This window comes from Candidatus Goldiibacteriota bacterium HGW-Goldbacteria-1 (assembly GCA_002839855.1).
In the GTDB taxonomy this organism is placed as follows: Bacteria; Oederibacteriota; PGYV01; order PGYV01; family PGYV01; genus PGYV01.
Window position 1 is genome coordinate 311,783 of sequence record PGYV01000004.1, and the last position, 25,152, is coordinate 336,934.

Annotated in this window: 20 protein-coding genes and 1 riboswitch; of the genes, 3 read left to right on the forward strand and 17 right to left on the reverse strand. The window is 43.8% G+C overall.

The window, feature by feature from the left end; translation table 11 throughout:
* Positions 1-13: 13 nt before the first annotated feature.
* Positions 14-113, reverse strand: a riboswitch (TPP riboswitch).
* 143 nt (positions 114-256) lie between these two features.
* From CVV21_05205 to CVV21_05230, 6 genes are all read right to left on the reverse strand, one after another.
* On the reverse strand, positions 257-1,552 hold the full coding sequence (locus CVV21_05205) for a metal-dependent phosphohydrolase (GenBank protein PKL92151.1): 1,296 nt from the start codon (positions 1,550-1,552) through the stop codon (positions 257-259).
* 88 nt (positions 1,553-1,640) lie between these two features.
* Complete coding sequence (locus CVV21_05210; GenBank protein ID PKL92152.1) at positions 1,641-2,690, reverse strand: tRNA 2-thiouridine(34) synthase MnmA; 1,050 nt, start codon at positions 2,688-2,690, stop codon at positions 1,641-1,643.
* A 3-nt stretch (positions 2,691-2,693) separates the two neighbouring features.
* On the reverse strand, positions 2,694-3,131 hold the full coding sequence (gene nifU, locus CVV21_05215) for a Fe-S cluster assembly scaffold protein NifU (GenBank protein PKL92153.1): 438 nt from the start codon (positions 3,129-3,131) through the stop codon (positions 2,694-2,696).
* 18 nt (positions 3,132-3,149) lie between these two features.
* Positions 3,150-4,058 carry a quinolinate synthase gene (locus tag CVV21_05220; GenBank protein PKL92154.1) on the reverse strand — a complete coding sequence of 303 codons (909 nt, stop codon included), beginning with the start codon at positions 4,056-4,058 and terminating at the stop codon, positions 3,150-3,152.
* A gap of 33 nt (positions 4,059-4,091) precedes the next feature.
* Positions 4,092-5,273, reverse strand: a complete 1,182-nt coding sequence (gene nifS / locus CVV21_05225) for a cysteine desulfurase NifS (GenBank protein ID PKL92155.1) — start codon at positions 5,271-5,273, stop codon at positions 4,092-4,094.
* A gap of 17 nt (positions 5,274-5,290) precedes the next feature.
* Positions 5,291-5,716 carry a transcriptional regulator gene (locus CVV21_05230; protein ID PKL92156.1) on the reverse strand — a complete coding sequence of 142 codons (426 nt, stop codon included), beginning with the start codon at positions 5,714-5,716 and terminating at the stop codon, positions 5,291-5,293.
* 365 nt (positions 5,717-6,081) lie between these two features.
* On the opposite strand from CVV21_05230, the gene CVV21_05235 reads away from it, so the two are divergent.
* Complete coding sequence (locus tag CVV21_05235; protein PKL92157.1) at positions 6,082-6,369, forward strand: hypothetical protein; 288 nt, start codon at positions 6,082-6,084, stop codon at positions 6,367-6,369.
* Positions 6,370-6,689: 320 nt separating this feature from the next.
* On the opposite strand, the gene CVV21_05240 is transcribed toward CVV21_05235, so the two are convergent.
* The 4 genes from CVV21_05240 to CVV21_05255 form a co-directional block, all read right to left on the reverse strand.
* A complete protein-coding gene (locus CVV21_05240) occupies positions 6,690-11,036 on the reverse strand; it encodes a hypothetical protein (GenBank protein ID PKL92158.1) in 4,347 nt (1,448 codons plus the stop codon).
* Positions 11,037-11,107: 71 nt separating this feature from the next.
* Entirely contained in the window at positions 11,108-12,019 is a 912-nt protein-coding gene (locus tag CVV21_05245; protein PKL92159.1) for a hypothetical protein, read from the reverse strand.
* 32 nt (positions 12,020-12,051) lie between these two features.
* Positions 12,052-12,996 carry a hypothetical protein gene (locus CVV21_05250; GenBank protein ID PKL92160.1) on the reverse strand — a complete coding sequence of 315 codons (945 nt, stop codon included), beginning with the start codon at positions 12,994-12,996 and terminating at the stop codon, positions 12,052-12,054.
* Positions 12,986-13,576 carry a hypothetical protein gene (locus CVV21_05255; protein ID PKL92161.1) on the reverse strand — a complete coding sequence of 197 codons (591 nt, stop codon included), beginning with the start codon at positions 13,574-13,576 and terminating at the stop codon, positions 12,986-12,988. The genes CVV21_05250 and CVV21_05255 overlap by 11 nt, the downstream gene beginning before the upstream one ends.
* A gap of 239 nt (positions 13,577-13,815) precedes the next feature.
* On the opposite strand from CVV21_05255, the gene CVV21_05260 reads away from it, so the two are divergent.
* Both CVV21_05260 and CVV21_05265 read left to right on the forward strand, forming a co-directional pair.
* Positions 13,816-16,374: an alpha-glucan phosphorylase gene (locus tag CVV21_05260; GenBank protein ID PKL92162.1), complete on the forward strand. Its 2,559-nt coding sequence runs from the start codon at positions 13,816-13,818 to the stop codon at positions 16,372-16,374.
* A gap of 63 nt (positions 16,375-16,437) precedes the next feature.
* Positions 16,438-16,824, forward strand: a complete 387-nt coding sequence (locus CVV21_05265; GenBank protein ID PKL92163.1) for a hypothetical protein — start codon at positions 16,438-16,440, stop codon at positions 16,822-16,824.
* Positions 16,825-17,028: 204 nt separating this feature from the next.
* Here the strand turns inward: CVV21_05265 and mfd are convergent, their stop codons facing one another.
* The 7 genes from mfd to CVV21_05300 are packed head-to-tail and all read right to left on the reverse strand — an operon-like array spanning position 17,029 to position 25,092.
* Positions 17,029-20,262: a transcription-repair coupling factor gene (gene mfd / locus CVV21_05270; protein ID PKL92164.1), complete on the reverse strand. Its 3,234-nt coding sequence runs from the start codon at positions 20,260-20,262 to the stop codon at positions 17,029-17,031.
* A complete protein-coding gene (locus tag CVV21_05275; protein PKL92165.1) occupies positions 20,246-20,740 on the reverse strand; it encodes a phosphatidylglycerophosphatase A in 495 nt (164 codons plus the stop codon). The genes mfd and CVV21_05275 overlap by 17 nt, the downstream gene beginning before the upstream one ends.
* Positions 20,740-21,360 carry a CDP-diacylglycerol--glycerol-3-phosphate 3-phosphatidyltransferase gene (gene pgsA, locus CVV21_05280; protein ID PKL92166.1) on the reverse strand — a complete coding sequence of 207 codons (621 nt, stop codon included), beginning with the start codon at positions 21,358-21,360 and terminating at the stop codon, positions 20,740-20,742. The genes CVV21_05275 and pgsA overlap by 1 nt, the downstream gene beginning before the upstream one ends.
* Positions 21,351-22,655: a 30S ribosomal protein S12 methylthiotransferase RimO gene (gene rimO / locus CVV21_05285; protein PKL92167.1), complete on the reverse strand. Its 1,305-nt coding sequence runs from the start codon at positions 22,653-22,655 to the stop codon at positions 21,351-21,353. The genes pgsA and rimO overlap by 10 nt, the downstream gene beginning before the upstream one ends.
* Before the next feature lie 29 nt (positions 22,656-22,684).
* Positions 22,685-23,188 carry a YajQ family cyclic di-GMP-binding protein gene (locus CVV21_05290; GenBank protein ID PKL92168.1) on the reverse strand — a complete coding sequence of 168 codons (504 nt, stop codon included), beginning with the start codon at positions 23,186-23,188 and terminating at the stop codon, positions 22,685-22,687.
* A gap of 16 nt (positions 23,189-23,204) precedes the next feature.
* Positions 23,205-24,104 carry a hypothetical protein gene (locus CVV21_05295; GenBank protein PKL92169.1) on the reverse strand — a complete coding sequence of 300 codons (900 nt, stop codon included), beginning with the start codon at positions 24,102-24,104 and terminating at the stop codon, positions 23,205-23,207.
* A 16-nt stretch (positions 24,105-24,120) separates the two neighbouring features.
* A complete protein-coding gene (locus CVV21_05300) occupies positions 24,121-25,092 on the reverse strand; it encodes a hypothetical protein (GenBank protein PKL92170.1) in 972 nt (323 codons plus the stop codon).
* Positions 25,093-25,152 lie beyond the last annotated feature (60 nt).

Sequence of the window (25,152 nt, forward strand, 5' to 3'; positions counted from 1 at the left end):
TGTTTTGCAGGGGCTTTTAAATTTATAAGCTCCCTGCGGCGGCATTATCCGCGTCAGGTTCATAGGGTATAATCTCAGACTGTTTTTATTACCAGCCACCCCTGCCTTAATACTTTATTCTCTATTAATTTCTTTTTAAGAACTAAAATTTAGTAGGAGCAGGCACTTAGGGGGTTTGGGAGGGGGGTATTTGGGAAAAAAGCGCCTGCCCCGTATTTTTATTATACAACTTTACGTTTCATTTGCAATATCGAATTTAATCTTTCACCGAATCCGGATTTGGCGCCTGTTCTTCCTGTTCTGTATCTTCCGTATATTTATCCCTTATAGCGGCTATGACATCATACACCTTTAAAAAAGCGTCCACTACTTCCGGGTCAAAATGTTTTTCTGAATTGTCTTTTATATATTCAATTACCCTTGTTTCATCCCAGGGTTCCTTATAAATTCTTTTTGATACCAGCGCGTCATATACATCCGCCACCGCCACTATTCTTCCTGTTACGGGAATTTCAAGGTCTGTCTTGCCGCTTTCGGAATCCAGTTTTTTTAAGGTCATCACATCTTTAACCCTTCCCGGGTATCCTGTGCCGTCCCATTTTTCATGGTGCGCAAGGGCTATTTCCGCTGCCATGGCGTCAATTTCCGAATCCTTGGATTCAAATAACCGGTACCCGAAAATAGTATGCATTTTCATCGTACCAAATTCTTCAGGGGTTAACTTCGCGGGTTTTTTCAATATACTGTCCGGTATGGCAATCTTTCCGGCATCATGCAGCATGGAAGCTATTCTTAATTTATCCTTAAAACGCCTTATAAGTTCCGGAGGAAAGCCCCTGTCCTTTGCCCACTGGTGGTAAATTTCAACAGAATACGCGCCCATTCTGTTTACATGTCCGCCGGTTTCCTTGGGGTCGCGGAATTCAACCATACGCAGCATCCTTAAAACCATCTGCCTTGTGCTTATCGCTTTTTCAATGGCAATCGCCGCGTCATTGGCAAAATAAGAGATATAAAGCTGATCCTCTTCGGAAAAAGGCACCACTTTACCCATGTCATTTTTCGCGTTAATTATCTGCATGACGCCTATAACCCTGCTTCTTGCGGTTTTAAGCGGCATGTTAAGCACCGACTGTGTTTTGTATCCTGAAGAAATATCAAAATCTTTGTTAAAGGAGTATTTTTCTTTTGAACTTATTTTGTACGCGTCATCCACCACAAGCATTTCCCCGTTAAAAGCGGCAAAACCCGCCATGGAAGTTTCATTGATTGGGATTTCATGATTAAGGTATTTATACCTGTTAGAAATGCTTTTCCCGAAAAGGACTTCATTCTGGGTATAACTGATACGCAGAATATTGCCGTCAACAAGAAAAATAGTGCCTGCTTCGGCATTTGTGAATTTTCTGACTTCAAAAAGAATTTTATCAAGAAGGATGTCAATATCGCTTATATTGTGGATATCTTCTGTTATTTTAAGGATTTTTTGAAGTATATCCTTGTCCGCTTTCTCGCTTACCCCTCGTGAAGTTTTTTTCTTTTTCGCCGGCATTTAACTCACCTTTTATGATAGTTTTATCTGCCACTAATTATAGCACATAAAAAAATGCCTTCAACACTTCTCTTCTATTTCATTACCTCTAACCGCGCATAGCGCCAATAAACCCGCTTGCAATAACCGTATTTCCCGCATAAATAACAGCAAGCTGCCCGGGTGTCACCGCAAACTGCGGTTTTATAAAAGTAATAACGGCTGTTTTGCCGGTAATTTTTACCCTTGCAGATGCCGCCTTGTGCAGGTATCTTATCTTAACTTTCGCGGCAAAATCTTTTATACCGTCATCATAAAGCAGGTTAAGCGAATCTATTTCAAACGCGGAGGAAAAAGCCTCTTCTTTATTGCCTATAAATACCTTTTTTTCTTTCGCGTCAATCTTTGTCACATATACAGGGTGCCCGGCGCTGTAATTAAGCCCCTTTCGCTGCCCTATTGTGTAATTAAAATAAGGTGTGTCCAGTGTTTTTAATCTTTTATTATCCCCGTCAAAAAGCCCGCCCGCCTCCCCGGTGTATCCCCGCTGCCTTTTTATGAAGTCAAAAGGCGTTTCGTTTCCATGCAGAAAACACACTTCCTGGCTTTCCGGCTTTTCCCTTAAAAGCCCCTGATGCTTTGTTATCTCTTTTATCTCTTTTTTTTCCATGTTCCCAAGCGGAAATATAATGTCTTTAAGTTCCTCTTTTTTCAGGCGCGCCAGAAAGTATTCCTGTGTTTTACTTTTGTCTTTTCCGGCTTTAAGCACAAGCTGCCCCGCCTTTTTGCCGATTCTGGCGTAATGCCCGGTTGCCGCTTTATCATATGATAATTCTTTCATTTTTTTTAAAAGCGCCGCGAATTTTATCTCTTCATTGCATAAAACGCACGGGTTGGGAGTTTCTCCGGAAAGATAGGAATTAATAAACGGTTCCACCACTTTTTCCCTGAACTCTTTTTTCAGGTTAAGCGTGTAATGCCGTATCCCCAGTTTCGCGCACGCAGCTTTGGCGTCCATGATATCATCAAGGTTACAACAGCGGGAAGCTTCATCCCATAAGGAAAGGGTTATTCCGGTAAGTTCATGCCCTTTTTGTTTTAAAAGCCAGGCGGCGGCCGTGGAATCCGCGCCGCCGCTCATTCCTATTATAATCTTCACTTTTTACTCTTCTTCGCCTTCGTGGCCGTGGTCATGGCCGTCATCTTCTTTTTCCGCAAGGGGCGGCAGCCCCTGCTTTCTTCTGTTGTAATCTTCTATCGCCCTTCTTATGCCGTCTTCCGCAAGTACAGAGCAATGCAGTTTTTCAGGCGGAAGCCCGTCTAACAGCTCCACTATGCTTTTATTTGTAACTTCAAGCGCCTTTTCAACCGTCATTCCTTTTACAAGGTCTGTGGCCATTGAAGACGTGGCAATAGCGGCCACGCAGCCGAAAGTTTCAAACTTGCAGTCTGTGATTATGCCGTCATCCACCTTTATATATATCCACATCACGTCGCCGCATCTGGCGTTGCCCACTTTGCCAATACCGTCCGCATTGTCAATTCTTCCCATGTTCTTTAAATTTTTAAACCGTTCCATTACTTTTTCGGAGTATTTCATATCGCACCTCTTTTTTATTTACAGTTCTACCATTTTTTCTATCGGCCTTCTTGCGTTTATTATGGTTTCTTCATCAAGTATAATTTCCGTTTTTTCTTCTTCCAGGCAGGCAAGCAGGTCTGACAGCCTGGTCTTTTTCATATTCACGCATACTTTAGCGCTGCCAAGGGAGAAAAATTCAGCGTCAGGCCTTTCTTTTTTAAGCCTGTGTATATGCCCTTCTTCCGTGCCTATTATAAACTGTTTGTCCGGGCTTTCCCTTACATACTTTATCATGCCGGATGTTGACCCCACTACATCCGCAGAATCCACCACTTCAGGTTCACATTCCGGATGTACTAAAATCTTTACTCCCGGATGAGCCTCACGCGACTTTATTACATCTTCCTTATTAAACTGGCGGTGTACAATACATCCGCCCTGATGAATAATAAGTTCTTTTTCAGGAACACTTTTCTTTACCCAATAGCCAAGGTTTTTATCAGGAAGAAAGACCACCTGTTTCTGGGGAAGTTTTTTAACCACGTCTATGGCATTTGCCGATGTGACACATACATCCAGAAGTACTTTTACTTCGGCGTTTGTGTTGACATAACCTGCAAAAGCCGCGTTTGGATATTTTTTACGGTATTCTTTTACCTCTTCCACTGTAATTGTATCAGCCAGAGGGCATCCCGCGTCAATTCTGGGGATTAATACTTTCTTTTTAGGAGAAAGAATTTTTGCGGTCTCTGCCATAAATTTTACGCCGCAGAATACTATTAACTGTTCCGGCGCCGCCGCTGTTTTGCGCGCCAGTTCCAGAGAGTCGCCGGTAAAATCCGCGATATCCTGAATGTCCGGTATCTGATAGTTGTGCGCGACTATAAGCGCGCCTTTTTTTACCTTTAGTTCCTTGATCTTTGCAATCATTTCATTTTTTTCCATTTTTAATTCTCCCTTTCCATCTGTATATTTGTTTTAATTTTTATCCCTGTTTTTCCAAAATGGCGACATGCTTCTTAATTTTTCAACCGCCGGCGGAAGCGTTTTTAACACCGCATCTATGTCTTCCTGCGTGGTATATTTGCTTAAACTGAAACGTATGCTGCCGTGCGCTGTGCCGTGGTCAAGCCCCATTGCCAGAAGCACGTGCGACGGGTCAAGCGAACCTGAAGTACAGGCAGAGCCGGATGACGCGCATATGCCTTCAAAGTCCATCTGTATAAGCATCCCTTCGCCTTCAATAAATTTCACGCTGACATTAAGGGTGTTTTCAGCCCTGTTTTCTGGATGGCCGTTTAATATTACTTCTGGAATTTTTTCAAATATGCCCGCATGCAGTTTATCGCGCAGCTGCTTTATCTTTTCATGCGCTTCGGGATGCTTAAAACTTTCCATGGCAAGGCTGCACGCTTTGGCAAGGCCTACAATACCGGCTATATTTTCAGTGCCGGGCCTCTTTCTGTTTTCGTGGTGGCCGCCCTGCATTATGGGGGAAACCTTTACGCCTTTTCTTATGTACAGCGCGCCGATGCCTTTAGGGCCGTAGAATTTATGGGCGGAGATAGAGACTAAATCGGCGTTCATTAATTTTACATCTAACGGGTATTTGCCCGCCGCCTGAACCGCGTCGGTGTGAAATATAATCTTATGCTCCCTTGCAATTGCGCCTATTTCAGCAATGGGTTCAACTGTGCCAATTTCGTTATTTACCGCCATAATTGAGATAAGTATAGTATCCTGCCTTATGGCTTTTTTTACATCTTCCGGATTTACAACCCCGTATTTGTCCACGGGAAGATATGTGACTTCATAACCCTCTTTTTCAAGCGCCTTGCAGACATTTAATACAGCGTGGTGTTCAATGGCGCTTGTTATTATATGTCTGCCTTTTGCGGAATTAGCCAGCGCCGCGCCGCGAACGGCTATATTATCAGATTCTGTCCCGCCGGAAGTAAAGATTATTTCCCTGCTGTCGGCAGCGTTAAAAAATTCAGCGACAATTGCGCGTGATTCTTCCACGGCTTTTCTTGCGTCCTGCCCGAAAGAATAAACGCCCGACGCGTTGGCGTAATTATCAGTCATGTAAGGCATCATTGCCTTTAAAACTTCATCATCCATTCTTGTGGTCGCGTTATTGTCCAGATAATGTATTTTCATATCAGTATCTCCTTATTTCACTGCTGAGGCGTGTGGTTTTCCGCAACTTCAGACAGTTTAGTTTGTTTTAAATAACCGCTTATCACTTTATCCAGCCCCACCCATACCTTTCTTATGCCGCATTTTGGGGCGTTGTTACACAGTTTTATGTTCATTACGCACTTTGAAGGCGACACGCCTTTTTCAACCGCTTCCAGTACATCATAAACCGAAATATCTTTAGGCGCCCTTGCAAGCATAAATCCGCCTTTTTCGCCCTTTACACTTGTAATAATGGAAGCTTTACGCAGTGTGACAAATATATTTTCAAGGTACCTGTTGGATATACTTTCCCTTTCTGATATATGTTTTATGGAGACAGGCTTGTTGCTGTTCTTTAAATAGGACTCTGCCAGATGAGTCAAAGCCCTTAAAGCATACCTGCCCTTTGTTGATACATTCATTCCTGCCTCCTAGTTTATCACCGTTCTTGTGATAATTATATATTCCTTTGACGTCAATGTCAAGGTTAATTTAATCCCGGTATGAATTTTATATTATCACCGAAATGGTGTGGAATCAAGGGTAAAGAACGGAGGGAAAAACTTAAGCTATAAGCAGTTAAGCAATTAAGCATAAACGAAAACCTAAAAACAATTTTTCGCTATAGCTTAATTGCCTATAGCTTAAATCGCTATGTTTATAACTGTTTATAGCTTAATTTAACGTCAACTGCCGCGCCCTGCAATTATAAATTACATAAAGACAAAATAACTATTTACATTTCACCTGCACACCTATAGAATCATAAAAAACAGGAGGTAATACAATGAAAAAAATAATGGTTTTACTGATAATTTTAGGTTTTATGGCGGCAGGCTGCGCTTCATCCGCTTCGGTAAAAAAGGATGACGCGCCGGCTGGAAAACAATCCGTAATAACTTCGGATAAGCCGGTTGATGTTTGGCTTTCCCCGGCTTTGACAGGCGCCGTGCCGTTTAGAACCTTAAACCCGGGCGATGAAGTAAAGGTATTAAGCACATCAAATGTTTCCGCACTTATTGAAATGAAAGACGGCTCACGGGGATTTGTGGATGTTTTGAAGATTTCTAAATAATCAGATGCTTGGACGCTTAGAGGCTTATATGCTTGGAAAAGCATGACGCTTTGAAAACATGACGCTTGGATGGTTGGAAGCTTGGATGCTTGGTTGAAACCGGCATACAAGCGAAAATTGCAAGGACAGTTTAACATTACATCTAAACAATTACTGATATATTTATATATAACTACTTTCTTTTAAAGAATGTCTTTAACTGCCGCGGGCTAAAGACCCGCGTCTACCAATGCCTCCAAGCCTCCAAGCCTCTAAGCCTCCAAGCCTCTAAGCCTCCAAGCCTCTAAGCCTCTAAGCCTCCAAGCATCTAAAATTCTGCCTTATCTCACCACCGCTACTTTTTCAGTTGCTTTGTAATGGGATGTTTCTACGGTTATTAAATATGTGCCGCTGTTTATTATATTGCCGTTGTCATTTTTGCCTTCCCAATAAAGTTCTTTTGTCCCCACCTGTGTTATGACCCCGTCAAAGAGCGTCGCCACAAGCACGCCGGTTCTTGTGTAAACTTTAACCTTCACATTGTCACCGGAATACACATTAAACATTATTGTGACTCTTTCGCCTTTATCCGGCTCTATCACGTTATTGAATATCTTTATGTCTTTTTCAGATATGACTTCCTTGTCAAATTTTCCGCTGCTTGTGCCCCATACACCGCAGATATCCTGCCCTTTTACCACAATCCTGTCTATGTCGCCAAACCCTGTCTGCTTGGGATAAAGCACACGATAGACCATATCCTGTCCCGGGACAAGTGTGCTTACAAAAGAAAGCACGTCTTTATTTTCTGTTCCGCCGTGCGGGTAAACATCAATTGACGGAGGGTTCATTAACGGTACGTTTGAAGTAATCTGGAAATAAATGTTGTCAGTATGTTCGGGATTAAAAATCATCTTTACCGTAAATGACGGCGGCGTCACCCCGTCGCACGGAAGCGGCGTTGATGTTAACGTTGGCTGTGCGGTAATAGTCATTGTGGGGGTAAATGTCGGGGTTATTGTTACAGTAATTGTAGAAGTCTGTGTGACTGTGCAGGTGAAAGTACGCGTTGAAGAAGCGGTTGCTGTTATGGTTGTTGTCGCGGTTTTTGTAACAGTTGTGGTTGGGGTTACTGTTGCAGTAGGTGTAACCGTGAACGTTGGCGATAATACAGCAGTAAGTGTAATAGTGGATGTGGGTGTATGCGGCGGGCACATATCTTCTATGTTCCAGATAACCTGGTCATAACCCGTGGTAAGCGATGCTGTGTGACCGGTTACCAGTAACCTGCAGATAGTCAGGCGCAATATAGAATAACATTCATCATCATAGCCGGAGTCATATACCCATTCCCCTGCTGTTCCAAAAGTGGTATCTAGCGTGCCGTCCATATTAAAGCGCTTTACAACGCAGTCCGTATCACTTCCGTTATGCCTTACATAAAGAATCACAAGTTTTCCGTCTATTTCTATTACGCTTCTTATTTCTTCCCCCGGGCCGGCTGTTAATATGCCGTCCGAATCAAAACCTGTGTCAAAAGTGCCGTCTGCATTTAATACTATTGTGATTGAAGTACGGCACGTTAAAGTGCAGCCGCTTCCGTCATCCACATAGCCGGTTATTACTATTTTTCCGGCGACAGTTATTATCATGGACTTTGGCACGCAGTTTTTATGGTTTAACACAGTATTGATATATGAAGTGCAGCCGCCTGTGCCAAAAGCGGAATCCAGGCTTCCGTCATTTAAAAACTTCCACGTACACATTGCCCTGCACGTGCCTGTGCAGCCCGGGTCATTGGAATCGCTCCACCCTGATACAAGTATTTCTGTGCCAATGCACTTTATTGTAAGCGCGCAGTCATTTCCGTTGCCGCCCGCCTGATTGTGGATTTTTCTGCATCCCAACGGCCCGAATGTGGTATCAGGTGTGGAATTGGGATTTATCCTTGTTACGCACGCGTCATAGTCGGTGCCGTTCCAGGACTTGCCCACGCATACATATCTGCCGTTTGAATCTATGTCAAAGTCATAAAAATAATCATTCCCGCTGCCATAAGTCCTGAAGCACTGGCCCGCGTTAAAACTTGTGTCAGGGGTGCCGTTTGACAGGAACCTGTAAATAATTCCATACGAGCAGGTTCCGCCGCAGGGGTCAACAGTACCAGCCACAATTATATTTCCGCTGCTGTCGCACTTTACCGTTATGGAATCACCCCATACATATTTTGTGGAAGGGCCCGGGCAGACCATTCTGCCGTTATTTCCAAACGACGTGTCTATTGAACCGTCCGGCAGATACCTGTAAAGGACCGTAACGTAGCAGGTACAGTTATCGTCCCATTCCAGCGCAACAACTATCAGGTTGCCATTATTATCAGTACACGAACCTCTTCCTCCGTTATCACCCGGAAGCGGATTAATTATAATATCGTCGCCGGGGAAACTGTCAGCAGGCACAGTGGCAACCGGTGTAAGCGTGGGTGTGATGCTAAGGTCTACCGATGCTGTTATTGTCACCGTGGGTGACGGAGTTCTTGTTGTAGTCGGCGTTGAAGTTGCTGATACCGTTGGTGTTCTGGTTCTAGTATTTGTAAGTGAAAGTGTCAAATTATACGTAATAGTAGGTGTGAATGTCGGCGTAACTGTCTTCGTCCACTCCGCAGACGGCGTGATTGTTATTGTGGGGGTAAATGTTGTCGTTGTAGATAGGCACGGCACATTAAGCACCACGCTGTTTGAATATTCTGTTCCGCTGCCGGTAACTGCAAGGCCCGCCTGATTTGTGACATTTCCGCAGGAAGTTGCCATACCCATCCATGTGAAAGTGGCGGGATTATTTGATAATTCTACAGCCCACTGCATAAGCTGGCCTGTTACTATAACAGGTGTCGCTGCCGAAGTTAAATATGAAATACCCGCAGGCAGCGTGTCAAATAAACCTGCTGTAATAGAACCTGTAGCCGGCCCAAATACCATAAAGTTATCGTATGTATCATTTACAAAGTACTGATCCCCGCCCTGCTGCACCACGCCCGGCGTCCATGTATCACCGTTATTACATTCAAAGCCCGACGGTGAAGGGTCTGTCCATGATATCATCCAGCCCGCGGGTTCCGGGTCCCCCCTTAGCCAAACTTTTGCGTTAAAGGTATAGGGGCTGCCCTGCGGCACCTGAATTCTTACGCTGTACCACTGCCTGTTGTCAACAGGCTGAACATTTACAGACAACGGCCAGGAACAGGTTAAACCATCGCATTTTTGAAATCCTATATTTCCGCCTGAATTAGAACCGATAAAATCATCAGTTGATAATACAAGCGAATATGATTTTAATTCTTCGGCAGTGCTTTTGTTGTTCTGCCTGATAACAATATTGGCATCGGCACCTTCATAAGAAGCTGCGATCATTGTTTCCGCGTAAATCTCGCCTTCACAAAATTCAGCATCAGAACCGGAAAGTGCCATTATTGGATATACAAAAGCATTGGAACTTCCCTTAATAGCATAATCTCCGGGGCTGCAGGTTTCAACAATTTCCCAGCTTCCATTATTACTTAAGCTTGACCACCCGGCCGGCACTGAAGGATTATTGTATGTATCGCCAAGGTTAAAATTATCAAAATTTCTGAAAGCCCTGAGCCCAAGTGAATCTTCAAGCTGATAAGTAAGCGTGTAGGTTACGGTATTATAAGGCATCAAAAGCGCTGAGCTTTGTGATTTTGTGATGGAGAATGCCACCGGCGCAACTACTGTGCTTGCTGCCGCCGCTTTAACACTTGCATTCATCTGCCCCTGCGCAGTAAGCGATACATTTGTCCCTGGTGTCATCTGGGTTTTCATTTTTAATAATATGTAAGCTGTGCCTTTTGCCGGCCCCGGAACGCCTGTCCTGTTTGGAAATACCCATCCAACAGTTCCGGAAGTTGAACCTACCGCGGGCTGTGTCACCCCTCCACCGCTTATAGTCCCCGGCCCGCATTCCACAAATTCAAGATTTCCGCTTCCCGGTATTACTGCCGAGATACTTAAAGGCCCGTTGGAATACTCATAGTTAATTTCATACAGCACAAGATCTCCGGGCATTTTAAGAACCCCATTAACTGATGTACTAATGTAGAAATCCGCCGGCGATACAGCCGGTGTCCAGGTCAGGGATTCCGATGAACAATCCGCTGCAACGACCCATTCAGAATCTCTTAAATTAGCGTTTTTCATCACCAAATGAAGATACATCTCTGAAATATTGCATTGAGGATACATATCTTTTTCAGGAATATGTATTACATATTCTTTTACGTAACTCCGCCCTCCGCTTCCTGTACAATCCGTACAGGGAAATGTTTCCATCCACCCTTCACTAGTATTGGCAAGGTAATCTATATCACCGGTCACTATATCTGCAGGATTTTCAGCCGGGACATCAAGTCCTTTTTCACTTATTACAAATACCTGCCCAACCCCCGTATAACCCACAGTTGTTCTTTCCGGCTGGCTGCTTATTGCAAGTGCCATCTGATTGCTATTGTAAGGATCCGCGCAATAATCAATTGTGACTGTTACTGCATCTCCAAAAGTGGGGTTTGCAGGATTCATGGTGACAGAATTTATTTTTGCATCCGCGTATGCCGTACCTGCAAGCATTATAAAAACCGCAAGAATCATTATCAGTGCTTTTTTTATTTTCATTTTATATCCTCCGTTATTGCTTTATTATTACCCTTGCCTATATGACAGAATATAACTTAAATTAGTTCCAATTATTCCAGCAGCAGGTCCAGGCTTATCCTGTGGGTGGCTCCAAGGGTGTCAAACGGCTGGTACGCGTAGGCAAACTTTACTTTTTCTAAAAGCACCCCGATGCCAATGCTTAAATTGGCGGCATCGTGCCTGAAGCCGTATCCTGCCCTGGCGCACAGTATGTTAAACATTGTGCATTCTGCCCCCAAATCAAGCGTGGGAAGTTCGTCTTTTATCCACAGCCGGTTTACGTCAACAGAAGCCCCTATATTTACTTCCTGCGATATATCATATGAAGTGCTGATTCCGGCTTTTATATTTATCGGCATTGTATCCGCTATTTTAATATACGCCTGCTGCCAGCCGATGTTCTGTACTGATATTCCGCCGTAAGTGTCCGGGTTGGACCCTATTTTAACCATTGCCCCCGCGTCCACCGCAAACCCTATCTTGTCGTACACGTAAAGTTTGCTGTAAAAGAATTTAAATGTGGCGCCCGCGTATATCCCCGCGAAAACCGGCTGAGCGTAAGAAATTAAACCCATCACGTCATAATTTTCCACATTGCCGCATTCATCCCCAAATTCATCTATTTCTACAAAATCAAAGGTATAATCCATAAAGACACCGACAGACGTTGCGGCGCCGTTTTTAAGCGGAATCACCAGTGCCGCGTATTCATAATTGGTATCGGCAAACGAGGCAAAGTGGGAAAGCGTAATTTCCATAAGTTTTAAATCCGCGATGCCTGCGGGGTTAAACAGAAGTGAATTAATGTCGTGCGGTACGGCGCAGTAAGCGCCGCTAAAAGAGGCTGCCTTGGCAGGGGGAGATATCCTTAAAAAATCCGGCCCAACACCGCCGGCGGCAAATAATGACACGCTTAAAAACAAACACAAAAAAACGCCTGATAAGCGCTTTATCCCCGCCATTTATCCCTCTTTGTTTTTAATTAAATGCTTTATTATCTTATAACAGCCGCTTTTATCTTTTTTTCCACAAGCGGCGTCTTTATGTAAACAGTGTAAATTCCCGAAGCAATCGCGCGGCCGGCGTCATCTTTTCCGTCCCATGTATATTCATAAGCGCCCGCGGGTTTTTTTTCGTAATAATGCGCCACCGGCTGCCCTGTCCTGTCGTATATTCTTATTTCCACCTGCCCCAAATCATCCAGTCTGTATTTTATAACAAACTTCTCTCCCTTAACAGCGTTAATTACATTATTCTTGACTTCTATTTCAGCAGGCGTGGGGGTTATTATTATTTTCTTATCGGCAGCGGCGGCAACAACAGGCGCGGCAGATATTTCATTACTGCCTTTTAATGCAATTGGGAGTTTTTCATCCAGATCCGGTTTTACCTGCGCCACCTGATTTACCTGCGGAATGTCTTTTGGTTCTTCCTTTATTATATCTTCCTTAACCGGCTCTACCGAGACAATACGCGTTTCGCCTTCAGCCTGTTTCTGCGTGATATATGTAACAGATTTTTTTGTATTTGTAATTTTTTGATTTTCTATGGTTTTGACCGCGGGCTCTGCTGATGCGAATTCAACTTTTTTATCCTGAACCACACCCGGGTTCATTACAAATAACCCGAATAACACAGCAGCCGCAAACGCCGCTGCCGGCACAACAAAAACAGGCCGTTTAATATATTTTATAACCCTGTCAATTATGGATGGTGAAGGCTGCCCTATTTTATCCCAGACCTTGATATTAAAATCAGCGGGCAGTTTTGGCTCTTCTTTCATATCTGAAAACACACTTTTAAGCACAAGCGCGGCTTTATATTCCAACGCGCATTTTTCGCATGTTTTAACGTGCGTTTTTATTTCACCCTCTTCGGCCGCTTTTATATTTCCTTCTATTAAGCTGTTAATCAATCCGTTTACCTTTTTACAGCTCATTTTTTTCACCCAGCTTTCTTGCCAGTTTTTGTTTCAATTTTTCCCTTGCCCTTGAAAGCTTTGACTTTACGCTTCCCAGCGGAATTTTAAGCACTTTGCTTATTTCATCATACTCCATGCCTTCCAAGTCCCTTAGTATAACCACGCTTCTTTCCGCGGGTTCAAAACCTTCCATGGCTTCCATCACGCATTCGCGCAGCTGCTTCTTTTCAGCCAGTATATCCTGCCCTTCGCGGACATCCGCCACATCCACCGGTTCTTTATCGCAGCTCTCGTCCCCGCTTATGGAATCGGTTTCATAGTACTTTCTGCGTTTTAACATATCCAGCCGGTTTATGCACATGTTGACCGCCACCCGATAAAGCCAGGTGGACAGCTTAGAGTCAAATTTAAAAGAGCCAATTTTCTCATACGCTTTGCAGAAGACTTCCTGCGCCATATCACACGCTTCTTCATTGTTTCTCATATACTTCAGGCAGACAGACGCAACCGTTCTTTTATAAGCGGTAATCACCCTGTCAAAAGCCTGCCTGTCTCCGCGAACCGCTTTTTTAATTTCCTGTTCGTTCAGTTCTTCCATTTATCCCTCATTTAATCGGACAGAATCCGCCCAAAATTAGTTCCGGTTATTTTTACCCCGCAATTACCGTAAAATGCTTTCCTATTATATAACAATACGCGGTAAGATTAACAGATGAAAAAACACCTTTTTCCACGCGCGGCAGAATATAACAAAATATCTCAATATTTGGCTTTATGCAGGGTAGTTTTTATGCTAAAATAACTTAAATTTTTTACATCTTACAGGAGGAAATATAGATGAAACTTATGGATTTTAATGTACAGCCAAATCTGCCGGAGAAGCTTAAACCGCTTCTGGACCTTGCTTACAACGTATGGTGGGCGTGGGATTCCGAAGCGTTTGCCCTTTTCAGGGACATTGACCCGGACTTATGGTCACAGACATCACACAACCCGGTAAAGCTGCTTTACAGAGTGCAGCAGGAAAAACTTGAAACAATCGCAAATGACGAAGGTTTTATCTTCCGTATTGAAAATGTCCTTAAAAAACGCAACCAGTACATGTCCAGGCCTTGCTGGTACGACAAAATAAAGAACAATCTGCCGAAAGAGTACCAGATAGCGTATTTCAGCGCTGAATTTGGGCTTGCGGAATGCCTGCCCATTTATTCCGGCGGCCTTGGAGTCCTTGCGGGCGACCATTTAAAATCCGCTTCTGACCTTGGACTTCCTTTTATCGCGGTTGGCCTTCTATATTCACAGGGCTATTTTCACCAGTACCTGACAACAGACGGCTGGCAGCATGAAAAATACGTAACGCACGATTACAACACAGCCCCCGTGAAACAGCTTAAAAAAGCGGACGGCACCAATATTATAATTGAACTGAAAATGCCCCACGGCATTGTTAAGTTCGCGCTGTGGAAGGTTCAGGTGGGGCGCATAAGCCTTTACCTTTTAGACACAAACATTTCGGAAAACAGCCACGCTGACCGCGACATCACTTCCAAACTTTACGGCGGCGACCTTGAAATGAGGATTAAACAGGAATACCTTCTTGGCATCGGCGGCATGATTGCGCTGGACGCCCTTGGAATTAAGCCCACTGTCACACACATGAATGAAGGCCATTCTTCATTTTTAGCGCTGGAGCGCATAAAGATGCTGATGGAAAAAGAAAAACTTTCATTCAATGAAGCAAAAGAAATTGTGGCAGCCAGCAGCGTGTTTACCACGCATACCCCTGTCCCCGCCGGCAATGACAGGTTTCCGCAGGAAATGATGGAAAGATATTTAAAGGGTTACGTAGAGCACTCCCTTAAAATTTCCTTTGAAGAATTTATGAAGCTGGGGCGCGTGTATCCGGAAGATAAAAGCGAATGGTTCTGCATGACAGTACTTGCCCTTAAGCTTTCGCACTTTAATAACGGCGTGTCAAAACTGCACGGCCGCGTATCTCGCGATATGTGGAAAGACATCTGGACAGGCGTGCCTGTCGCGGAAGTCCCCATTGGATACATCACCAACGGCATACACATGAACAGCTGGATATCAAAAGAAATGTCAGACCTTTTCTTCCGTTACCTTGGCACCCGCTGGGTGGACGCGCCTGATGAACACGAAATATGGAAAAAAGTGGACGAGATTCCGGACACAGAACTGTGGAGCACGCACGAGCGCAGAAAAGAAAGGCTTGTGGAATTTGTCCGCAGAAAACTTAAATCACAGTTAAAAGCGCGCGGCTCTTCAAAAGAAGAAATAGACGGCGCCGGCGAAGTGCTTTCTTCCGACGTATTAACCATAGGATTCGCCAGAAGGTTTGCCACATACAAAAGGGCGAATTTAATGATGCGCGACATTGAAAGGCTTAAGGCGATACTTACCAACAAGCACATGCCCGTACAGATAATATTTGCCGGCAAAGCGCATCCCAAAGATGACGCGGGCAAAGAGTTCATTAAACAGATAATTCACATCACAGAAAAAGAGGGTTTAAGAAACCACATAGTCTTTGTTGAAGACTATGACCTTAACACCGCCCATTACCTTGTACAGGGAGTGGACGTGTGGATGAACAATCCCAGAAGGCCGCTGGAAGCAAGCGGCACATCCGGCATGAAGGTTATTTTCAACGGCGGATTAAACTTTTCAGTGCTTGACGGCTGGTGGGACGAAAAAGCGGACGCGGACAACGGCTGGTGCATAGGACGCGGCGAAGAGTACGAAGATATCGCCTATCAGGACGCTGTGGAAGCTAATTCCATTTATGACACGCTTGAAAATGACCTTGTCCCGCTTTATTACAAACACGGCAAAGACGGGCTGCCGCACGACTGGATAAAAAAGATGAAAACTTCCATAGCCACACTTGGCCCTGTGTTTAACACCAACAGGCAGGTAATGGAATATACAGAGATGTTCTATAAACCCGCCGGCCTTAACTACGTAAAACTTGCCGGCAGCGGCCTTGACAAACCTAAAAACATAAGCAAGTGGAAAGAAAAAATAGCTTCCAAATGGGACGCGGTAAAGATTACATCCGTAAGTTCAGCTGATTCATCCGCCATTAAAGTGGGCGGTTCGCTTAAGATAAACGCGGAACTGGAAAGCGGCGGATTAAACGCGGAAGACCTGCTGGTGGAAATTTATGCCGGCTATGACAGGGGCAGCGAAATTCTGGAAGACATAACAACATTTGAAATGAAAGCCGTTTCAAATGAACACGGGAAAATAAAATACGAAGCCACCGTGACACCTTCCACTTCCGGGGCTGTGAATTATTCCGTAAGGGTAATGCCGGCGCATCCGGACGTTGCTTTTAAATTCCTTCCCGGCTACATTAAGTGGTACGAATAAAATAATCTTTTACAGCAGGCGCCGGGCGAAAGCACGGCGCCTGTATATTAAGGAGGGTTAAAAATGTCAATGAGAACCCCTAAAGAAATGAAAATGCAGGAAACAATCATTAAAACCTTAAAAACCATATATTTAAACCAGAAAGGCGCGGACTCTGTACTTACCAACATTGACAAAGCAGAAGCGGTGGTACAGGGGTTGTATCCGGACCTTATCGCGAAGGGAAACCAGACTTACACTTTTAAAGTGGAAACCGAAAGCACGGTCACAGACGGGTCCGCGATAGAGTGGAAAAGTTTTTCGGAAAAAATAGGCACCTTTTACCTGCTTGTGCCGGAACCTTTAAAAACAGAGGCCCTTTCAATCATTAAAAAACTTGCCATCCCGCATATTGTGATTGCCACATATAAAATCGCGGATAACAAGTTAAAGTTTAACAACCTGCCATAGACAGAGGGAAAACCGCAGCTAAGCAGCTGAGCGGCTGGGCAAAAACGGAAGGTCAAAAAAAGTTTAAGCTATAGGCAGTTAAGCATACGCGAAAGATTTGGGGGAAATACCAGCTTAAATTGCTTATGATTATTTCTTCGCTTTAGCTTAAATGCTTAAGACGCTTTTGCTTATCTCTTTCGCTATAGCTTATATCGCTTATTCCTATTTTATTGCTTTGCAGTACGCGTCAAGCGCCGACAGCGCTTCTTGTATCCCTTTTATTTTTACGTGAAGCACGCCCTCTTTAAGCGACACTCCTTTAACCCCGGCTTTTGAAAGTTCCCTTGGCCCTATTGAGGGTTTGTCATACCAGACCACAAACATCTCTGTTTCATTCACGGATATTTCATCCGCCGCAAGCAGCCTACCGGCAATTTTTAATTTTAAAACATAAAATATATTCTGCGCTTCCTGCGGCATTTTTCCCCAGACATCTTCAACCTGTTTTTTTACGGTTTCCGCTTCAGCTGTGCTCTGCGCCGCAAAAATTCTGCGGTATATCCTTACCTTTTCGCCTGTATCCCAGACATATTCATCCGGTATGTGCGCTTCAAAATCTGTTTTTATTTTTGTATCCTTATCCGGCACATGCACTTCGCCTTCAATTTCAGCCACCGCTTCTTCCAGCATCCTGCAGTACATCTCAAAACCTATTTTTTCCATGTAGCCGTGCTGTCTTGTGCCAAGAATATTTCCGGCTCCTCGCAGTTCAAGGTCGCGCATGGCAATTGAAAAACCCGCGCCCGGGTCCACATAACTTTCAAGCGTTTTTAACCGCTCCCTGGCGGTTTCTGTCATGGCCCGAACATCCGCCACCATCATATAAGCGTACGCCTGCCTGTCGCGGCGGCCCACCCTGCCCCTAAGCTGATAAAGCTGGGACAGCCCAAACCTGTCCGCGCTGCTTACTATTATTGTATTAACATCCGGCATATCAAGGCCGGATTCCACTATGGTGGTGGTGATAAGCACATCAAATTTTTTTAGAAGAAAATCTTCCATCAGGTGTTCCAGTTCGCCTTTGTCCATCTGTCCGTGCGCGGTTTTAAAACGTATCTCCGGCAGTAATTTCTGAAGGCTTTCTTTTGTTTTTTCCAGCGTCCTTATGCTGTTGTGCACGTAGAACACCTGTCCTTTTCTTAAAACTTCCCTTAATATTATTTCGCGCAGCACCTGCATACGCTCCTGTATTATCACCGTTTCAATCGCTTTCTTGCCCGGCGGCGGCGTCTGTATTATGCTTATGTCCCTGATGCCGGAGAGGGAAAAATAAAGAGTCCTTGGAATAGGGGTGGCGGTAAGCGTCAGCAAATCAGCTGACGGATATTTCTGCCTTAAGTTTTCCTTATTCTTAACCCCAAAATGCTGCTCTTCGTCAATTATCACAAGTCCGGGGTTTTTAAATTCCACAGAGGCGGATAACACAGCGTGGGTGCCTATAAGGATATCGGTTTTACCTTCTTTTAAACGCTGCAGAATTATTTTTTTATCGGATGCTTTAACCAGCCTTGACAGCATATCCACTTTTACGGGATAGTCAGCCATTCTTTCCCTGAAGGAATTCAGGTGCTGCGCCGCAAGCAGCGTGGTGGCGGTAAGCACAAGCACCTGTTTGCCGTCGTTTACCGCCTTAAAAGCGGCGCGCATTGCCACTTCTGTTTTGCCAAAACCTGCGTCACCGCAGACAAGCCTGTCCATCTGTTTTTCCTTTTCCATATCCGCCATCACGTCATTAATGGCCTTTGCCTGGTCCGGTGTTTCCTCAAAGATAAAGGCATTTTCAAAAGCTTTTACCGTGGCATCAGATAAGCTGTACTTTATCCCTAAAGAGGTTTTTCTTGACGCGTAAATCCTTAAAAGCTCCGCGGCCATTTCTTTCATCTCGCGCTCTATTGCCTCTTTAGAGCGCCTGAAGACCTGCGTGCCAAGTTTGGACAAAACCGGTATTTTGTCCGACCCGGTATATTTGTCTATAAGGTCTATTTTATAAATGGGAATATACAGTTTGTCATCCCCGAAGTATTTTATGTAAAGAAAGTCCCCCGTTATCCCGTCAAAATCCATATTGCGGACGCCTTCAAAAACTCCTATGCCGTGTTCCCTGTGCACAATATAATCGCCTTTTTCCAGGTCGGTGTAATGCTTCAGCGCTTTTAGGTTTTTATCCTTTACCCTGCTTAAAATTTTACCTTTATACCTGTCAAAAATTTCCCTGTTGGAAATTACACACAGCTTCGCTTCTGTTAATACAAAGCCCCTGTATATATCGGCGTTTATGAATTCAACATGCGGCGCTTTAGCGTTTTTTTCCTCTGCTTTCTGCGTTATTATAGTTTTTAAATGCTCTGTCTCACCTTCATTGTCAGATGCAATATATACAGAATGCTTTTTTATTTCCTGCGCGGCCAGATAATCAAAAAGCCGTTCCATGTCGCGTTCAAACGCCGGATTAGCTGATGCCTTTAAACTTTGCGCGTCATTTCCTACAGCTGTTTCATATACTTTCAGCTTCGGGTATTTTTTTATTTTCTTTAAAATTGTCCTTATGGAAAAAATGTTTTTTTCCGCGTCTTTCGGGTCAATATACCTTTCTATCTTTTTTATTTTTTCAAGAATTTCGCTTTTTAAACCTTCAAGCCCGTCGGTTATTATCACGGCGTCATTTCCATTTATGTATTCAAGGATGGAAGAATGCCCCCTTCTTGCGGGTCCGCCCGGGTTAAAAATAAACAGCTGCGCTTCCTTTACCGAATGCGTGGTGTCAAAAGTGTCCGGCGAAAAATAACGCACGGATTCTACAGTATCGCCGAAGAATTCTATCCTTACCGGATATTCGCCGCCCGGCGCGTACACGTCAAGTATGCTGCCCCTTACGCTGTATTCAAAACACTCGGACGCCTTTACGCACCGCTCGTAGCCGTTGCTGTTAAGCGCCTTTATTATTTCTTCCATGCCAGCGCCGGAGCCTGCTTTAATATTAAACATAAATCCGGATATATCTTCCGGCGGCGCTATTTTTTCGGAAACGGCATTTATATCCGTTATTACTATTTTTTTTCCCCCCGACAGCATCAGTTTTATGGCTGACGCCCTTTCCTTTGACACTTCGCGGGATGCCTTTAACTGTGTATAAAGAAGGCTGTCATCTTCCGGGTACGCCGCAATCTGCGCGTTGTGTTTGAAAATATTCTGCAGGCTCAGCATTTCTCCAAAAAGAGGGTATATGTTTTCAGACGAGGTGATTATTACAAGGTCTTTATTGACCGCGGATGCCAGATATGAATACATCACAGCTTTGAAAGACGGGTTTACAGAATCCACCAGGCAGTCTTTGCCGGCAGAAAGTTTTGTGACGGTATTTTTTAGGCTTGCTGACCTTTCAAGGGCGGATAACATTGGTTATCAGCTGCTGCAGCGGCAGGTCCAGCTTAAAATAAATTACCGCCCACATAAAAATATTCGCCTGAATTCCGGCTATTACGTCATCAATCATTATGCCCGTGCCGCCGGGAAGCGCTTCTGACTGCCTTGCCGGAAATATTTTCAGAATATCAAACACGCGCGACGCGAAAAAACCTATTATCATCCTTGAATCAGTGTAGGGGATAAACATCATGGTCACCATATAGCCCGCCACTTCATCTATTACCACCCGTGAAGGATCCTTTTTGCCGTGTATCACAATCGCGTAGTTGGAAGCCCAGATACCGGCAAGCACAAGTATTACGGTAATTATTACATAGGGTGCCGGGTGCATATCGCGCAGAAAAAACCAGTACACGGGAAGAAATGCCAAAGTAGCCACTGTGCCTGAAGCCTTGGGCGCATAGCCGGTGTAAAAAAAAGAAGTGAAGATTATTATAAGCTGCCTCATTAGAGTTCGCTTTCAAAAATTGATTTGTTCTTGAAAAAATATTCCATGCCGGAAATAAGCGAAAAAGAAGCCGCTATAAAGAAAAGGATGTACGGGATAACTTTCAGCATCCATGTGTCCTGGCTTACATCCATCAGTTCGCCCGCGTTTATCCCGTAAAATACAAGGGTCTTGTGAATGGACATTAAAAGAAGCGTGGCGGAAATTGCCGTCATTTCAGTGGCGGTCTTTAACTTGCCCCATTTGCTGGCAGCAATTATTTTTCCCTGCTGCGCGGCCATGGTCCTGATTCCTGATACAAAAAATTCCCTGCTGATGATTATTATTACCATCCATACCGGCGCCACCTGAAGGTGCACAAAACATAACAGCGCCGCAAGCACCAGTATTTTATCCGCTAGCGGGTCCATTACCTGCCCGAAAATACTTATAATGTTGTACTTTCTTGCAATATAGCCGTCAAGAAAATCGCTTATGGACGCGATTAAAAAAATTCCCAGCGCCACATAATTCCACATAAGCCTTTCGGCCAGTATCGTGGGGATAAAGGCAAAAGTGATAATTATTCTGAACATTGTAATTCTGTTTGGAAGTTTCTTAAGATTTTCGCTTATCTGCATAATTCCCCTTTCAGATCATAACCCTGCGCTCCGGTTATTTTTACGTTACAAAAACTTCCGGCAGAGAGCTTTTTTTTGGTATTGATAAGTACATAACTGTCAATGTCAGGAGCGTTGCCCTGCGTCCTTGCAGCGTAAGTGTTATTGTTTTTCATTCCCGCAATTAAAACTTTAACCTTTTTTCCCTGTAACGTTTCTTTATTATATGCGTATTTTTCAGCTGAATCAACCATTAATATGTCACGCCTTCTCTCACACTCTTTTTTTGCGGCTTTGCCTTTTAAGGTATAAGCGTGCGTGCCCGGTTCGTCAGAATAAGCAAAAAAACCGGCCCTGTCTATCAAACCCTGATTTATAAATTCCCTTAATTCATTAAAACGCGCCTTTGTCTCGCCGGGATATCCGGTTATAAAAGCGCTTCTTATTATTATCCCCGGTACCTGTTCTTTTAAATACTTTATAATTTCAATTATGTCTTTTTTTCTGTAGCCGCGCCTCATACTTTTTAGAATATCGTCATTAACGTGCTGAAACGGCATATCAATGTAGCGGCACAGCCTTTCATCTTTTTTCATTACTTTTACAACCCGTTTTATAATTTCAAGGTCCGGGTAAAGATATAAAAGCCGCAGCCAGAAATATTTTTTTGTTTTTTTAAGGATTGCTTCAAGCAGTTTATCCAGTTTCTTTTCGCCGTAAATATCCGCGCCGTAATATACAAGGTCCTGCGAAATAAGGTTTATCTCTTTTATCCCGGATTCTGTCATGGCGTGTGTTTCTTTTACAATATCTTCAATTGTCCTGCTTCTGTACTTTCCTTTTATGGACGGAATGGCGCAGAAACTGCATTTATGATTGCACCCTTCGGATATTTTCACGTACGCGGAATAGGAATTTAAAAGCGCGGTGTGGTTTTTGCCTTTATAGATAAACGGTTTTTCATTTACAAATTCGCCGCCTTTTTCCACCGCGGTTTTTATATTTTCTATATTGTTGACGCCCACCCAGGCATGCACACCCGAAAATTTTTCTTTTAAGCCCTTTAAATCCTTGGAAACAAAACACCCCGCCACCACCACTTTTAATGCGGGCTTTTTTTTCTTAAGGGACAGCATTTCCGTAATTGCGCCGGATGATTCTTCCCTGGCGCTTTTTAAAAACGCGCAGGTATTTATTAATATCACATCGGCGTCAGACGGGTCTGTGGTTAAAAGGGCGTTGTCCAGGCATGAAAGCATGCACTCTGTATCAACGGTGTTTTTTGGGCACCCAAGGCTTATGACTCCAAGTTTCATATTAATACCCCTTGGGTGATTCTGTATTTTTACGAACGGAAGTTCGTGAACTGCATGTCAATTCCAAAATCCTTCTGCTTTAAATGCGCCATAACTTCCTGAAGGTCGTCAAGTTTGGGCCCTGACACCCTTACCACGTCTTTCTGGATGGAAGCCTGTATCTTTTTCAGCCCAAGCTCTTTTATGTATTTCACGATATCTTTTGCTTTTTCCTGCGGAATGCCGTCCTGTATGGCTATGTCCTGGTGCATTTTATCCATGCCGGTCTGCACAGGTTCGGAATCTGTAAGCGCCTTTATGGGTATGCCCCTTTTGATCAGCTTATTTTTAAGCACATCATTGGCAGCGCGTACTTTATAATCATCAGTTGATTTAATAATTATTTTTTTGTCTTCTTTTTTAAGTTCAATTTCCGTATTGCTGTCGCGGAAATCATACCTGTTGGTTATTTCCCTTAACGCCTGGTCTATGCCGTTAACCATTTCCTGCATGTCTACCTTTGAAGAAATATCAAATGAGTTATCGCCTGCCATTAATCAACGCCTCCTTTTACTGTTCGGCCGGAGTTTCAGCGGCAGCCGGTTCCTGTTCTATAACTTCTGTCGGAACAGCAGTCGGAACTTCCGTGGGCTTTCTTGCACCCTGTGTGAAACCCTGCCCTTTATCTATGTACCAGTTTTTACCCGACTGGAAGATAAGCCCGTTTATCACTTCGCCCTCTTCTCCTATCGCGCCGATGGATTCGCCGTTTACCGTAAATTCAACTCCTGCGGCATTTCCCACTAAAAAAACAATCTTAGTGATGTCTTTCCACCTTTTATCAGAGCCTTTTTTCAGAAGAAAATCTTCTTCTCCGTTGTCATGCCTTACCTTTATCCAGGTATCCGCCTTGCCCTTTGCTAAAACATTAAGGGTTTCTGTCTGGCCGGGAACGGGATAAACAGATTTATTACCTTCTGATTTTTTTCCGCCTAACACGGCAAAAAGTATTATAGCCAGAATAAGAAGCGCAGCCGCGGCAATTACAATTATCAGGTTCTTTTTATTGTTTAAAGTAAGCTCCATTCCGCCGGCTTTTAACACGGGCGTTTCCGCCTGTTTTTCATGAAACTGTTTTTCGTGGTCGTGATTAGCGTCTTTAAGCACGCTTTTTGCAAAATCGCCTTTAATTGTTTCTTTGCCTATCCTGTTAATCTCTTTTTCCGTCTGCTGGCCTTCCGGCGTCTGGTCAAACAAAGATATAATCTGAGCTTCTTCCAGTTTTAAAAAGCGCGCGTAAGTACGCAGAAAAAGCCTCATATAAACCGGCTTTTCAAAAGCGGTGGCATCTTCCTCTTCCAGCGCCTTTAAATACACCGGGTCCACTTTCATTTCTTTATGCAGATCCTGAAACTTAAGGTTTCTTGACTCCCTTGCTTTCTTTAGAAGATCTCCGTATCCTTTTAACATTTATAGCTCCTCTCGTTTACTTTATTATCGGGTTTCCCTGCATAAGGTCAGATGCTTCTATTATTTCAATGCCTTCCGGCGCTTTGAAAATAAAAGCACTGTCCTTAAACTCGGGCAATAAATCCGCTTTTTCGGCGGAATATTTTTTTATGTTTGAAAAAACCGATTCCACAATCATTGCTTCATACTTCATCTTCATGGATTCGGGGAACAGCGTCTCTTTATTCACTTTTACCGTAAGCTCATCAAAAGCCATTTCCTGCTTCTTTACAGGAATCATTTTTATGGTATAGAAGTTTTCCGAAACAGTAAGGGTAGACTTGCTTCTTTTGGAAAAGTACGCTATTGAAGATTCAAAATCTATGTAAAATTTTGAATTAAAACTCATCTGTTCCACGTCCTGCTTTATTACCTGGCTTAAAACAGGAGTATATACCCATACCGTTTTTCCGTCAGAGATAAGATGCTGTTCGGTGGGTTCGGAGTAAATCACTTTGAATTTGTCCGGCTTTACTATGTAAGCAAGCCCTTTAATTCTCTGGGACGTGTCCGCGTCAGTGTATTTTGTATTTATGTCAATGTTCATAATTATGGCTTTTCTTTTAACCTGAGCCGCCTCTATTTTTTCAATGACTTCCTGAAGTGTAATTTCCTCTTTTTTTTCGGGAGTGCTTACTGACTTAGCTTTAACAACCGCGGTTGGTTCTTTCTTTGCCGCTGTTTTTGTGGCAGTGGGCGCTGGTTTTGCTTCTTTTGTGGATGTAGGCGATGGCTTTGCTTTTGTCGGTACTGCAGTCAGAGTAAATGTCAATGTGGCTGTCTGTGTGGGTTCCTCTTTTACTGACTGTGCCTGAACACCGGCCTGCGCAGTGGCGTCTGCCGCGGCTGAAATATCCGCGTCTTTTATGACTGTTTTATTATCAGTGGCGCAGCTGATTAAAAAAACCATAGAAATCAATGTTAAACCTATAACTATATTTTTATTCATATTAAGGTCCTCCTGTACGGCAAACTTACCGCTTAACCATTGTAATGATAAAATCCTTTA